Annotated in this window: 14 protein-coding genes and 1 tRNA gene; 10 read left to right on the top strand and 5 right to left on the bottom strand. The window is 64.3% G+C overall.

All coding sequences use genetic code 11. The annotated features are described in order from the left end of the window. Nucleotides 1-163: 163 nt before the first annotated feature. Nucleotides 164-1,321: an ABC transporter ATP-binding protein gene (locus AOP73_RS01735; protein WP_061962924.1), complete on the bottom strand. Its 1,158-nt coding sequence runs from the start codon at nucleotides 1,319-1,321 to the stop codon at nucleotides 164-166. A gap of 167 nt (nucleotides 1,322-1,488) precedes the next feature. Between AOP73_RS01735 and AOP73_RS01730 the strand changes: the two genes are divergently transcribed. The 7 genes from AOP73_RS01730 (at nucleotide 1,489) to AOP73_RS01700 (ending at nucleotide 6,970) form a co-directional block, all read left to right on the top strand. Beyond that, on the top strand, nucleotides 1,489-3,099 hold the full coding sequence (locus tag AOP73_RS01730) for a serine/threonine-protein kinase (protein WP_084626481.1): 1,611 nt from the start codon (nucleotides 1,489-1,491) through the stop codon (nucleotides 3,097-3,099). Nucleotides 3,100-3,243: 144 nt separating this feature from the next. After that, complete coding sequence (locus AOP73_RS01725; RefSeq protein ID WP_201774482.1) at nucleotides 3,244-3,801, top strand: DoxX family protein; 558 nt, start codon at nucleotides 3,244-3,246, stop codon at nucleotides 3,799-3,801. Nucleotides 3,802-3,804: 3 nt separating this feature from the next. Then, nucleotides 3,805-4,581 (top strand): DsbA family protein, encoded by a 777-nt coding sequence (locus AOP73_RS01720; protein ID WP_061962922.1) that lies wholly within the window; start codon nucleotides 3,805-3,807, stop codon nucleotides 4,579-4,581. A gap of 163 nt (nucleotides 4,582-4,744) precedes the next feature. After that, a tRNA-Thr gene (locus AOP73_RS01715) sits at nucleotides 4,745-4,817 on the top strand. A gap of 305 nt (nucleotides 4,818-5,122) precedes the next feature. Next, nucleotides 5,123-5,533, top strand: a complete 411-nt coding sequence (locus tag AOP73_RS01710) for a hypothetical protein (protein ID WP_061962921.1) — start codon at nucleotides 5,123-5,125, stop codon at nucleotides 5,531-5,533. Between the two features lie 28 nt (nucleotides 5,534-5,561). Beyond that, nucleotides 5,562-6,188: a signal peptidase I gene (locus AOP73_RS01705; RefSeq protein WP_061962920.1), complete on the top strand. Its 627-nt coding sequence runs from the start codon at nucleotides 5,562-5,564 to the stop codon at nucleotides 6,186-6,188. Continuing rightward, nucleotides 6,185-6,970 carry a hypothetical protein gene (locus AOP73_RS01700; protein ID WP_061962919.1) on the top strand — a complete coding sequence of 262 codons (786 nt, stop codon included), beginning with the start codon at nucleotides 6,185-6,187 and terminating at the stop codon, nucleotides 6,968-6,970. Before AOP73_RS01705 ends, AOP73_RS01700 begins: the two co-directional genes overlap by 4 nt. 16 nt (nucleotides 6,971-6,986) lie before the next feature. On the opposite strand, the gene AOP73_RS01695 is transcribed toward AOP73_RS01700, so the two are convergent. After that, complete coding sequence (locus tag AOP73_RS01695; protein WP_061962918.1) at nucleotides 6,987-7,652, bottom strand: uracil-DNA glycosylase; 666 nt, start codon at nucleotides 7,650-7,652, stop codon at nucleotides 6,987-6,989. Between the two features lie 238 nt (nucleotides 7,653-7,890). Between AOP73_RS01695 and AOP73_RS01690 the strand changes: the two genes are divergently transcribed. The 3 genes from AOP73_RS01690 (at nucleotide 7,891) to groL (ending at nucleotide 10,695) form a co-directional block, all read left to right on the top strand. Then, a complete protein-coding gene (locus AOP73_RS01690) occupies nucleotides 7,891-8,196 on the top strand; it encodes a DUF3263 domain-containing protein (RefSeq protein ID WP_061962917.1) in 306 nt (101 codons plus the stop codon). 9 nt (nucleotides 8,197-8,205) lie between these two features. Then, nucleotides 8,206-8,823 carry a LytR C-terminal domain-containing protein gene (locus AOP73_RS01685; protein ID WP_061962916.1) on the top strand — a complete coding sequence of 206 codons (618 nt, stop codon included), beginning with the start codon at nucleotides 8,206-8,208 and terminating at the stop codon, nucleotides 8,821-8,823. Nucleotides 8,824-9,066: 243 nt separating this feature from the next. Further along, on the top strand, nucleotides 9,067-10,695 hold the full coding sequence (groL, locus tag AOP73_RS01680) for a chaperonin GroEL (RefSeq protein ID WP_061962915.1): 1,629 nt from the start codon (nucleotides 9,067-9,069) through the stop codon (nucleotides 10,693-10,695). A gap of 111 nt (nucleotides 10,696-10,806) precedes the next feature. On the opposite strand, the gene AOP73_RS01675 is transcribed toward groL, so the two are convergent. From AOP73_RS01675 to AOP73_RS01665, 3 genes are all read right to left on the bottom strand, one after another. Beyond that, a complete protein-coding gene (locus tag AOP73_RS01675; RefSeq protein ID WP_061962914.1) occupies nucleotides 10,807-11,082 on the bottom strand; it encodes a DUF4031 domain-containing protein in 276 nt (91 codons plus the stop codon). Nucleotides 11,083-11,116: 34 nt separating this feature from the next. Next, nucleotides 11,117-11,407, bottom strand: coding sequence for a WXG100 family type VII secretion target (locus AOP73_RS01670; RefSeq protein ID WP_061962913.1), 291 nt, complete (start codon nucleotides 11,405-11,407; stop codon nucleotides 11,117-11,119). 124 nt (nucleotides 11,408-11,531) lie between these two features. Next, nucleotides 11,532-12,239 carry an HD domain-containing protein gene (locus tag AOP73_RS01665; RefSeq protein ID WP_061964740.1) on the bottom strand — a complete coding sequence of 236 codons (708 nt, stop codon included), beginning with the start codon at nucleotides 12,237-12,239 and terminating at the stop codon, nucleotides 11,532-11,534. Between the last annotated feature and the right edge of the window lie 86 nt (nucleotides 12,240-12,325).

The raw sequence follows: 12,325 nt of genomic DNA, 5'->3' as shown, positions 1-12,325 counted from the left end.
CGCCTCCGCGTGCTGGCGGTACGTGGGTGCCGATTTCGACTCGATAGCGACACTCAGGTACCGCCAGGACGCACCGAGCAGCGGCCACCGGGCATAAAAAAACCTTGGGGCGGACAGCGAATGACTGTCCGCCCCAAGGCGTCGCTTCGGAGAAGCGGAAGTGCTACTTGACGATGCCGTCCTGGTGGATGGTCGCCGCGTTCAGGCGGTCACCCGTTGCTGCGGAGAACACGTGCTGCTCGCCGCCACGGATGGTGACCCAGATGGTGTCGCCCTTGCCGGGAACATCGCGCGGGTCGATGCGGACAACAACCTGCGAGTCGCCGGCTGCAAAGTGGAGGTCCTTGCTCTCGCCAAACTCGTTGGGGATGGAGCCGTAGACGAACGCGTCGGAGCCGAGCTCCTCAACGATGTCGACCTCGATCGGGATGGCACCCTCGGCGTTCGGGGCGGCACGGTCGAGCGACTCGGGGCGGAAGCCCAGCACGACGTGGTTCTTGTCGTCGGCCTTGAGCTGTGCGATGGCGTCACGCGACAGGGTGACCTTCGCGCGGCCCACCTGAGCCTGGCCGTCGAACACCTGGTAGGTGCCGAGGTTCATGGCGGGGGAGCCGATGAAGCCTGCAACGAACACATTCTTGGGGGTGTCGTACATGTCGCGCGGGGTGCCGACCTGCTGAAGCACGCCGTCCTTGAGGACCGCGATGCGGTCGCCCATGGTGAGTGCCTCGGTCTGGTCGTGCGTGACGTAGACCGTGGTGGTACCAAGACGGCGCTGAAGAGCGGCAATCTGAGTACGCGTCTGGACACGAAGCTTGGCGTCAAGGTTGGACAGCGGCTCGTCCATGAGGAACACCTGCGGCTGGCGGACGATGGCACGGCCCATGGCCACGCGCTGGCGCTGACCACCCGAGAGTGCCTTGGGCTTGCGGTCTAGGTACTCGGTGAGGTCCAGGATCTTGGCGGCGTCTTCAACGCGGCTGCGGATCTCGGCCTTGTCGACCTTGGCGATCTTGAGGGCGAAGCCCATGTTGTCGGCCACCGACATGTGGGGGTAAAGCGCGTAGGACTGGAACACCATCGCGATGTCGCGGTCCTTGGGCTGCACGTGGGTGACGTCGCGGTCGCCAACCCAGATGGCGCCGTCGTCGATGTCCTCGAGGCCGGCAAGCATGCGCAGCGACGTTGACTTTCCGCAACCGGACGGGCCGACCATGACGAGGAATTCCCCGTCAGCGATCTCGATGTTGAGCTTGTCTACGGCGGGACGCTCGGTTCCGGGGTAGATGCGCGAGGCGCCGTCATAAGTGACTGTAGCCATGATTGATAAATCCCTTCACTGGCAGGTACGTGCCAGACGATCCGTGGTGAAGAGTGTCGAGGTGGTGTCCACTGTGACACTTGCTTACGGTCGCATCGGTGCGGCCGTGGAACCATCTTGCCACAGGGATGGGTTCCGGCAAAGCGTGTGAACGGTAGCGTAAGTGCATGGCAAGCGTGGATCGACGAGTCGGCGACAGCATCGGCGGCTACCGAGTGACGGGTGTTTTGGGCCGTGGTGGCTCGGGAGCTGTCTACCGGGTGACGGACGATGCCGGCACGCCCGCAGCCCTCAAACTCGTCGATGCCAGGGCCGATGCCGTGGCCGCCACCCGCCTGGAGCGGGAGGTCGCGGCGCTGCAGTCGATGCGTCACGAGGCGGTGCCACGCGTGATCGACGCTGAGCTGGACGCGGATGAAACTTTCGTCGTGTTCGAGCTGGTCCCCGGCGAATCTCTCTTCCATTTCGTGCAGGAACACGGACCGCTGCAGGGTGAGCAGTTGGCGTCCTTCGCTGAGCGCATGGCGAGTGCCCTGGAGGCCGCGCACGCGGCGGGCGTGGTGCACCGCGACGTCACCCCGTCGAACGTCATGATGAGCCCCGACGGTCCGGTGCTTATCGACTTTGGGCTCTCGCACCGTCAGGACGACGAGCGGCTGACCCGCGACGGTCTCGTCAGCGGTACCGCCGGCTACGTCGCACCGGAGGTCATTGACGGTGCGGACCCTGGCCCCATCGCCGACATCTGGTCGTGGGCCGCCACTGTTGCCTTTGCGATGAGTGGGACGGCTCCCTTTGGCTCGGGTTCCAAGTCCATTGGCCGCACGCTCGATGGTGACCTGACTGTTGCGCAGGTGCCCGGCGCGGAGGCGGTCGCAGCAGCGTTGGGCCGAGACATTGGCGCCCGCCCCGGAATGCGGGACGTTGTCGCGGCCTTGCGCGGTGCCACCACCGTCATGGAGAGAGGCGGGGGCGAGCACGCGCTAGCGGCCACCTCAGTCATGGCTGCCGCCGCGCCCAGCGGCACCCAGTTCATTGACGTCAGCGGTACCGCCGATGCGGCCGATGCTCCCGGTAGTTGGGAGACCGCCACCAGCGGGTCGCTGACGGTTGGGGAGGGCGACGACTACCCGCGCGATGCCGACGACGACGTGGACGATAACTCAGCAGATGCATCGGCCGGCGTCGCTCCGCGGCGGCGCACGATGCTGCTCGCCTGGGCAGGAGCGCTCGCGGCAGGGGCGGCCGTGGCGCCGGTGGTCGCTTTTGGGGCGATGGCGGTGCTCGCGATCTTTGCGAGGGCGGCGTTCCGTCGTCACCAGGCGCTGAGTGCCACCCGGTCGCGCAAGGGGGTGCGCCGGGGAGACACGGTGGTCCACACCATCGGCCTGCCGTGGTACTTGCTGCGCTCTGCCGCGGAATTGGTGCCGTCACTCCTGCTGTCCGCGGCCGCGGGAGCCGGTACGGCCGCCGCGGGGTGGTGGCTGGTGAGCGAGGAGCACGTCGCGACCGGCACCGGCGCGGGACAGTCCTGGGGCCACGCGATCGCACTCGCCCTGGGTGCTGTGGTCGCGATGATTGTGCTCGCCTGGGGTCCGCTGACGGGCGGAACCCGCGAGGGCGCGCATCGGATCGCGTATGCGGTCGCGCCGACCCGGGGGATCGCGACACTGTGGGTCGTGGTCGCCTTAGCGGCGGTGGGAATAGTCGTCGTGACGACCTATTTGCAGGCCGACATTTGGTGGTGGCCGCTGCCGCCGGTTCCCGATTCCGCGTAACTGGAGGACCTCGTTTCGCGCCCGAGGGAACTTGCGCGCAATACTGTACGTTGAGCCGACAACCGAGATGCCACACCATAGTTGTTCGGCGCGCAGCCGTTTACCTGGCGCGTTGACTGTTAGACATCGCTGAGAGGACCGCACGTGACTGGCAAGCAAGGATGGTTGACTGCCCAGCCGTGGTTGAGTCTGGTGGTGCGCCTCTCGATGGCGGGAATCCTGATCTTCGCCGCCATTCCCAAGCTCGAGGACCTACCGGCTTCCGTGCGTGCCGTACGCGCGTACCGCCTGCTACCCGAGGCCGTCGTGCCGACGGTCGGCAATCTACTCCCGTTCTTTGAACTGCTCCTCGCGGTCTTTCTGATCCTTGGGCTTTTCACGCGCCTCGCCTCGATCGTGTGGTTGCTCATGATGGTGGGCTTCACTATTGGGGTGATCTGGGTATGGATCAAGGGCTATTCGATTGATTGCGGCTGCTTTGGTGGTGGTGGCGACGTGCCGGAGGGCACCACCAACTACCCGTTCCATTTAGCGGAGAGACTTGGCTTTAGCGCACTAGGCGCGTTCCTGTTGATCTTCCCCCGCAGCAAATTCTCGCTCGACGGCTGGATGAACTCCACCCCATACAATTTTGACCAAGAAAACGGCGACCACGACAGCGTCGCTCAAAGTGATGTGGCTCAGACCCCGGAAGGATCCTGAAACATGGCAAGCAAGAACGAAAAGGCAGCCCAGGCGCGTGCCCTCGCGCAGGCGCAGGTGCACCAGAAGGAACGCAAGTCCACGATGATCATCATTGCCGCCTCCGTGGTGGGCCTGCTGATCTTTGGCGGGATTGTGTTCTTCATCGTTAACAGCTCCAAGATTCCCGCGCTGACCGATGCGGGAGCAGTCCTTCCCGCTGGTTCAGACGAGACCGGCGGGATCCCCGTGGGATCGACCGGAACCGTGGGAGTCGACGTGCCTGGAGACGACGTGCCTCGCGTCGACATCTATGAAGACTTCATGTGCCCCATCTGCAACCAGTTCGAGCAGACCAATGCTGCGGATCTCGATGCGTTGCGTGAAGCGGGGGAGATCTCGGTTTACTACCACCCGGTATCGATTCTCGACCGCGTGTCACTCGGCACCGACTACTCGACGCGGGCCGCCAACGCGGCGGCGACGATCGCCGACCAGTCGCCGGAACACTTCCACGAGTTTGCCGAGGCGCTCTACGCCAACCAGCCCGAGGAAAACACCGAGGGCTTGAGTGACGCCACCATGGCGGACATCGCGGTGTCCGTCGGAGTCTCGCAGGACGTCGCGAACTCGATCGCCGACGGTAACTTCCGCAAGTGGGTTGCCGCAGCGACGGATCAGGCCTCGCAGGACGGCATGTCCGGCACGCCGACCGTCATGGTCAACCGCGAGATTCTGGAGCAGACCGAGGTGAGCTACTTCAACCCGGGCACGCTCAAGGCATACCTCGAGTCGCTCTAGCCTTCACCTCAGCTACGTCCGCACCCTAGATCGCTGTGATGCCGAGCCTTCCACGCTCCGCAACGCTCCACGATTGCTCATTCAGGGTGCGGACGTTTCTGTGTTTTGGTTGAAGCGTCGCAAATGAGAGAATGGGCGCGCGATCCTCGCGATCGTGCACACCGCTGGCATGGCGCAATTGGTAGCGCACCCGACTTGTAATCGGGAGGTTGTGGGTTCAAGTCCCACTGCCAGCTCTAACTTTTCAAAAAATTTGTTCGCGGAGGCCAACGTCCGATTTGACCGGAATGCCTGGTAATTGGCGCAGTGTGCCAACGGAATGGCGCATCCTACACAGGTTTGGACCACGGTTGGGAACAAAGTCCCTGTGACATGCGTCATAACTGTGGATCTCACCGGTCTCATGTAGCGGAAGTGCCTCCCATGATGGGTGCACGACCTTGCGTAGTACCTCACTACGCAACCTTCACCCACGGGGGCACGCGCGGCTAGCAACGGCCGCGTGCCACAAACTCATCACACTCAAAGGACAGAAACAGTCATGGCTAAGAACAACAAGCGCAAGTACGCGGCAATCGCACTCGGCATCGTCGGCATCGCCGGCCTGGGCCTCGCCTCCGCTGCGCAGCTCACCGTCAACCAGAGCTCGCCGCTCGTGGGTATCGGCACCGACAACGGTTGCGACACCAACGGTGTCGACGTGAGCTACACCAGCTCCTTCGCGAACAACGCTTTCAAGGTCGACTCGGTCAAGGTCAGCGGAATCGACGCAAGCTGCTCCGGCAAGACGGTCACCGTCTACGTGCAGAACAACGCAGCTACCCCCGTGACGCTCGGCACCGCCGCCGGCAACATCACCGGTGCGTCCGTCACGTTGACCCCCACGCCCACGTCGCCCGCGACCAAGATTGACCCCGCGAACGTTTACGGCGCCGCTGTCTCGATCAACTAGTCGCACTTAGGCAAGCGAGAGGCCCCCATTGACCGCCACCCTTGAGACTCGGGAGACCGACGGCTTTACTAGCCGCCGGTGGTTCCGCGTACTCAAGTCGGTGCTGGCGTGGGGGCTTCTCCTTGTCGTGGCGTTCTTCATCTGGCCGTCTAGCCTCGGCGGCGGCACCACTGCCATCGTGGTCAATGGCCACTCGATGGAGCCCACGTACTACACGGGCGACATCGTGGTGGCCCGCGAGGGCGACCCGCAGATCGGCGACATCGTGGTGTACTCCACCGTCGATCTCGGTGGCGGCAAGATCGTGCACCGCATCATCGGTGGTGACGGCGAGTCTGGCTGGGATCTCCAAGGCGACAACAACGACTTTGTTGACCCATTCCACCCCACCAACGATGAGATACTGGGCATCGCCAAGTTTCACATCCCCAAGTTGGGATTGGTAGTCGGCATTCTCGGTAGCCCGCTCGTCTGGGGCAGCATGCTGCTCATCGCGTTCGGCCTGGTCATTTGGCCGTCCAAGGAATGCCCCGAGCTGCCCGAGCGCGAGTCCGAGGCAGGGGCCCAGGATTCAGACTTCTCGGATGACGAAGCCGATGCCGCGGCGGACTTCACGCTCCCTCCCGCCCCAGAACAAGGTCAGGTACGCGAGTGACCCGGCGTCTGGGCTGCTCGCTCGCCGCTGGCGCCGCCGCGCTCGTCATTTTTCTCTTGGCCCTCGCGGTCGCGACGCCCGCATCGGCCGCACAACTCACCGTGAAATCCAACCGTATCGTGACCGATACCGCGGCACGTTGCACGACTGCCTCGGTGGCGACCACTGCGCCAACGTCGTCTGCGACGAACAATAAGTTGGCTGTTAACCACATCCCTGCTGCGTGCGCTGGCCTCACGTTGGAAGTAGTCGCTATCGGAACGGCCGGCAACGTGCTCGCGCGAGGCACATCGTCTGCAGCCACTGGGACTGTGGTGGTGACAACGACGGGCAATCACAACACCGCCAACGTGGCACGAGTCGCCGTCTTCATCGGAACCTGGTGGATCGACGCAACGTGGACCCCGCCAGCGGCATCCACCCCACTGTCGTGCAATGCACTGAACAGCAACGGTTCGCCCTCCTCAGCCAGTTGCACCGTGACGTACTCGTGGAACGTCGTCAGCTACGACCCGTATCCCACCATCTCCGCGTACGGGATCAACTTTGAGGTGCAGACCACGGCGGCAAACTGGGCCCTCACCGTCGACTTTTCGAACACCTCAGACGGATCGCCTGGTTGGACGCCCAACTATGTCGGTACCAACGGAAACCCCATTTCAGGATCATGTACTGGTTCGACCTTCACAGGACTCAAGAATCCGACCTGGAGCAGCAACAACGGGTACATCCAGGCCCGGATGTCCGGGACGTACGGCACTCAACTGTGCCCGGCCCCGTAGCGCGGCAGCGCGGGGCCTAGATTCGCCAGGCAACGGAGTCGCTCGACTGCGCGACCAAGGCGGAATTGGCGCGCGAGAACGGCCGGGATTCAAAAAACCCGCGCCTCGCGCTGAGCGGACTCGGGTGGGCGCTCGCGATCATCGGCACGCCCTCTAAGAGCGGAGCGACAGCCTGGGCGTCCCGGCCCCACAGCACCGCTACCAGCGGACCGCCCCTGGCCACAAGCGCTCGGATGGCCTGATCGGTCACGGCCTCCCAGCCGATGCGCCGATGCGACCCTGCCCCACCCGCGCGCACGCTCAGCACGCGGTTGAGTAGCAACACGCCCTGGTCCGCCCAGCCAGACAGATCGCCGTCGCTCAGGAACTCTCCGGTGTCCGCTGCCAACTCGGTCGCGATGTTTTTCAGCGACCGCGGCATCGGCCGTCCGGGGGCGACGGAGAAGCTGAGCCCCACCGCGTCACCCGGGGTGGGATAGGGATCCTGGCCGATGACGAGCACGCGGACGTCGGCCATCGGCTGCCGGAAGGCGCGCATGATTTGTGGAGCTGGAGGCAAGATCGAGGCCCCGGCGGCGCGCTCGTCGTCCAACTGCCGGCCAATCTCGGCGAGTTGCTCCGCGACGGGTTCCAGCGCCGCCTCCCAATCGAGCGCCATACCGTCGCGCCACCACTCAGTCATAGTGCCCCACGCTAGCGGTAAGGCAGTTGTCCGGACCCTGACGCTCTCGAGCAGTCATAGCGTGCTGGCAGTCGGCCTGTTCGGGCGCTCATTGACTGCGGGGGAGCCTCCGCGGGGCGTTGGGTGCGACACGGAAATATAGCCGCGCCTGAATGACATGTGTGTAGTTCGCCGCTAGGGTGGGGACGATATCGCTATGCGAACACGCGGCGATCTGAGTCTGGAGAGAGGAAGCGTCGTGACCGACAACGTCGTCAGGATTTCCGACGCCCAACCCAATCCCGCCCCCCGGCTGAGCGAACGCGACGCCGATATTCTGTCCTTCGAGCGCCAGTGGTGGAAGTACGCGGGCGCGAAGGAAGACGCCATCCGGGCGCTCTTTTCTATGTCTGGAACCCAGTACTACCAGGTACTCAACGCACTCATCGACACTGAGGCCGCACTGGCCCACGACCCCATGTTGGTGAAGCGGCTGCGAAGGATGCGCGCGGCGCGTCAACGCGGTCGTGTCACGCGTACATGGGGCGCAGAGACTCACGGGTAAGGTTTTCACGTGCCAGAAACTTACGAGCCTGACGAATTCGACAAGATCGCCCAAGCCGGTGGACCCGTGGGCGTGCATCGCGCACCCCGCAAGTGGTACGTGCGCCTGCTGCCGGCACTCGTCGTCTTCATCGTTGCCGGGCTCATCGCGTACCTATTCGCGACCTTCCTCTGGAACCAGGACAACAACCCCCAGTCTGGTGCGTCGGCTTCACCTAGCGTGACGGCAACCGAGAGCGTCGCGCCCAGCCCCACGGCGTCATCCTCACCCGAGCCGTCAGTGACACCGAGCGAGACGACCGAGCCTTCCCCGTCTGAGACAGCCGAACCCGAACCCGTCATCATCTACAACGCACAGATCCACGTACGCAATGGTTCTGGCATCTCGGGCCTGGCTGGCAAGCAGGAGCAGAAGCTCGAGGCCGCCGACTACACGGAAGTTGCCGCCAATAACATCAACGCGTCTCTCATCCCAGATGGCACGAACACGGTGACGTACACCGAGGACCGCCTCAAGGACACCGCCGAGGACGTCGCGACGACGCTCGGTATCGACGCGGTCCAGGGTGGTGGCACCCCCGGTGGCGCCGAGATTGAAGTCCTGCTGGCCTCGGACCCCGACGCCTAACACCGGTCACTCACGCCGATGCTGAGGCGGGCAGGTATCCGCCGTGGGCGGAACGCGCGCTCGTGGCTTGCACTCGGCGGTCCAGAGTGCCAAAATCAGACTTAGCACTCTCGACCCGAGAGTGCTAATAGACCTCGGTTGTGTCGTTGAGGTGCCTGTGTCCGCGAGTGACGTGAACTCGTGGGTCAGCATCGTCCGTCGCGGGCAGCGCACGACCAAAACCCATCGGAAGAGGATTTACCCATGGCAAAGATCATTGCCTTCGATGAAGAGGCCCGCCGCGGCATGGAGCGGGGCATGAATGCCCTCGCTGATGCTGTCAAGGTCACCCTCGGCCCCAAGGGCCGCAACGTAGTACTCGAGAAGAGCTGGGGCGCACCCACCATCACGAACGATGGTGTGTCGATTGCCAAGGAAATCGAGCTCGAAGAGCCTTTCGAGAAGATTGGCGCCGAGCTCGTCAAGGAAGTTGCCAAGAAGACCGACGATGTTGCCGGTGACGGCACCACCACGGCAACTGTGCTTGCACAGGCATTGGTGACGCAGGGTCTGCGCAACGTCGCTGCCGGAGCCAACCCGATCGCCCTCAAGAAGGGCATCGAGAAGGCCGTCGAGGCGGTCACGGTTGAGCTGCTCAAGGCAGCCAAGGAAGTTGAGACCAAGGAAGAGATCGCAGCGACCGCTGGCATCTCCGCTGGCGACCCCGCCATCGGTGAGCTCATCGCCGAGGCGATGGACAAGGTCGGCAAGGAAGGCGTCATCACCGTCGAGGAGTCCAGCGCGCTGGGCCTCGAGCTGGAGCTGACCGAGGGCATGCGCTTCGACAAGGGCTTCCTGTCCGCCTACTTCGTCACCGACCCCGAGCGTCAGGAAGTTGTCCTTGAGGACGCTTACGTGCTCTTGGTCGAGTCGAAGATTGCGAACATCAAGGACGTCCTGCCCCTGCTTGAGAAGGTCATGCAGGCAGGCAAGCCGCTGTTCATCATTGCTGAGGACATCGAGGGTGAAGCCCTCGCGACCCTGGTCGTGAACAAGATCCGCGGCACGTTCAAGGCTGCAGCAGTCAAGGCTCCCGGCTTTGGCGACCGTCGCAAGGCGATGCTGCAGGACATGGCCGTTCTTACGGGCGGTACCGTCATCTCCGAGTCGGTGGGCCTGTCGCTCGACACCGCGGGCCTCGAGCTCCTGGGTCAGGCACGCAAGGTTGTGGTGACCAAGGACGAGACCACGATTGTCGAGGGCGCCGGCGAGGCCGAGCTCATCGAGGGTCGCGTGCGTCAGATCCGTGCCGAGATCGAGAACTCGGACTCCGACTACGACCGCGAGAAGCTGCAGGAGCGCCTGGCCAAGCTGGCCGGTGGCGTGGCAGTCATCAAGGCCGGAGCCGCGACCGAGGTTGAGCTCAAGGAGCGCAAGCACCGCATCGAAGACGCCGTGCGTAACGCCAAGGCAGCTGTTGAAGAGGGAATCGTCGCCGGTGGTGGCGTGGCCCTGATTCAGGCCGGTGCGATTGCTTTCAAGGACCTGAACCTTGAAGGTGACGAGGCTACTGGTGCTCGCATCGTCGAGCTGTCGGTTGGTGCTCCTCTGCGCCAGATCGCCATCAACGCCGGCCTCGAAGGCGGAGTTGTTGTCGAGAAGGTCAAGACCCTTCCCGTCGGACACGGCCTCAACGCCGCGACCGGTGAGTACGAGGACCTCCTCGCTGCTGGTGTCAACGACCCGGTTAAGGTGACGCGCTCTGCTCTGCAGAATGCTGCCTCCATCGCGGCACTGTTCCTCACCACCGAAGCGGTCGTGGCGAACAAGCCCGAGCCGGAGTCGGCAATGCCCGGCGGCGGCGCACCCGACATGGGTGGCATGGGCTTCTAGTCCACACGTAGTTCGGCGGGCGGCTGGTGCCGCAGCTCGGGGCGATCAAGCTTGATCCCCTCGCAGCGGCACCAGCCGCCCGCCTTTTCTATGTCCGGAACCTTCGAGGGCCTAAGTGCGGCCGTGTCGGGCGGCGGATGTGACTCGCAGTCCGGAGGCACGCAGGCGCTTCACGAGTTCGCGTCCGTCCACTAGCTGCGCGCCCTGGGCCTGAAGCTGTGCGTAGCGTTCCGCGGGAACGTCGTAGTGATCCAGGTCAAAGCCTCGCAAAGGAATGCCGGCGGCGCGAGCGAACGCGTGCAACTCGTCGAGTGAGCTGTCCGAGACCAGGTGTCCCCAGACGGTGCCATGGTTTGGCCACAGCGGGGGATCGATCAGCACGCTCACGCGATGAGCCTACGTCACGCGCCCACCGGCCACGCTACCGGGCGAACAGCCTCGAGGCCTGAGCCTCCGCGGTCTCATATTCGGTTGCCGCCTGCCCCAGCGCAGCGCCCATGGAGTCCAAGGCCGACTCCACCTGCGCTTGTGCCGCGCGCCACTGCTCGAGCACGCCGTTGAAGGCCGTCGCAGCCCCACCCTGCCAGGTGCCCTCGAGGGCATTGAGGGTGCTCATCAGCCCCGCGACCTCCACTCGGATGTTCTCCCCGGACTGCGTTGCACGCTGCGCCCCGCGCGAGATCTCTCCCGCGTCCACGTTGTATTGCGTCATTGCTCCTCCTCTAGGTACCGAACCCGGTTCCGGGCTCTCCCTTGAGGCTAGAAGTGGAGCCGGCCCACACATCGGCCTCCAGAACAATCTGTGGATAAGAAGGCCCATAGGTGCAGAGTCGTCGCTAGGTCGCGTCGGACGCGCCGATGCGAGCGAGGGCCTTCTCGATGCGCGACGCCTCGCCGGCAAGGTTCTGGCGTGCGCGTTGCTCCCAGGTCCCGCCGAGCGGGGAGACGTACAGCTGCTGACGCGCGAGCAACTTCTTGACGATGGACTGACGCGCCTCGAGGAACTTGCGGTCGGGGATATGTGAATACTCCGCGCGCACGTCGCGCAGGTACTCCTTGTATCGCTGGGGGTCGGAGGCAAGCACGGCGAGGTCGGCGTCGCACAGCACGGCGCAGTCCGAACTCGAAGGATCGAGCGTGTGGCGGGCGAGCGCCTTGACCATGGTGGTGACGTCATTGATCGACTCGGGTGGCACGCCAAGCGCGGAAAGTTCCTCGCGCGCGAACTCGGCACTCGCGTCCTCATCCTCGCCGCCGCGGTGCGCGTATGCATCCTCCTCGTCGGAGGAGAAGATCGCTCCGTGATACCAGGCCGCCAGGCGGACGGCGTGTGGCTTGTGCGTCTCCTGCTGGAGCTCGTCGACGTGCTGGAGAAGGTCGACCAGGTGGCGCACATTGTGGAAGTGCCGGCTGGGCTCCTCCCAGCGCGCGAGGAGACGGTTGGCCGCCGCCAGGATCTCGTCTTCCGATGCGGTGGCCCCTGCCCCTGTCGCCGCACGGGCGTAAACGGGTAGCAACCACGTGGGTGTTGCGGTCGGGGCCATGATCTCCTCAGACGTCATCAAGGGCGTTGCGTACTCCTTCAGTGTGCCGCCGCAGACAGTGCGGCACCAAATGCAACGCCGCAGGG

The organism is Demequina aurantiaca, assembly GCF_000975135.1.
In the GTDB taxonomy this organism is placed as follows: domain Bacteria; phylum Actinomycetota; class Actinomycetes; order Actinomycetales; family Demequinaceae; genus Demequina; species Demequina aurantiaca.
Note: the sequence above shows the minus strand (reverse complement) of the source record. Positions and strands in the feature narration are given on the sequence as shown.

Excerpts from the sequence above, each read along its gene's own strand:
- AOP73_RS01665 (WP_061964740.1), bottom strand. The coding sequence starts at position 12,239 with ATGGCCCCGACCGCAACACCCACGTGGTTGCTACCCGTTTACGCCCGT.
- AOP73_RS01730 (WP_084626481.1), top strand. The coding sequence starts at position 1,489 with ATGGCAAGCGTGGATCGACGAGTCGGCGACAGCATCGGCGGCTACCGA.
- AOP73_RS01710 (WP_061962921.1), top strand. The coding sequence starts at position 5,123 with ATGGCTAAGAACAACAAGCGCAAGTACGCGGCAATCGCACTCGGCATC.
- AOP73_RS01735 (WP_061962924.1), bottom strand. The coding sequence starts at position 1,321 with ATGGCTACAGTCACTTATGACGGCGCCTCGCGCATCTACCCCGGAACC.
- AOP73_RS01670 (WP_061962913.1), bottom strand. The coding sequence starts at position 11,407 with ATGACGCAATACAACGTGGACGCGGGAGAGATCTCGCGCGGGGCGCAG.
- AOP73_RS01695 (WP_061962918.1), bottom strand. The coding sequence starts at position 7,652 with ATGACTGAGTGGTGGCGCGACGGTATGGCGCTCGATTGGGAGGCGGCG.
- groL (WP_061962915.1), top strand. The coding sequence starts at position 9,067 with ATGGCAAAGATCATTGCCTTCGATGAAGAGGCCCGCCGCGGCATGGAG.
- AOP73_RS01720 (WP_061962922.1), top strand. The coding sequence starts at position 3,805 with ATGGCAAGCAAGAACGAAAAGGCAGCCCAGGCGCGTGCCCTCGCGCAG.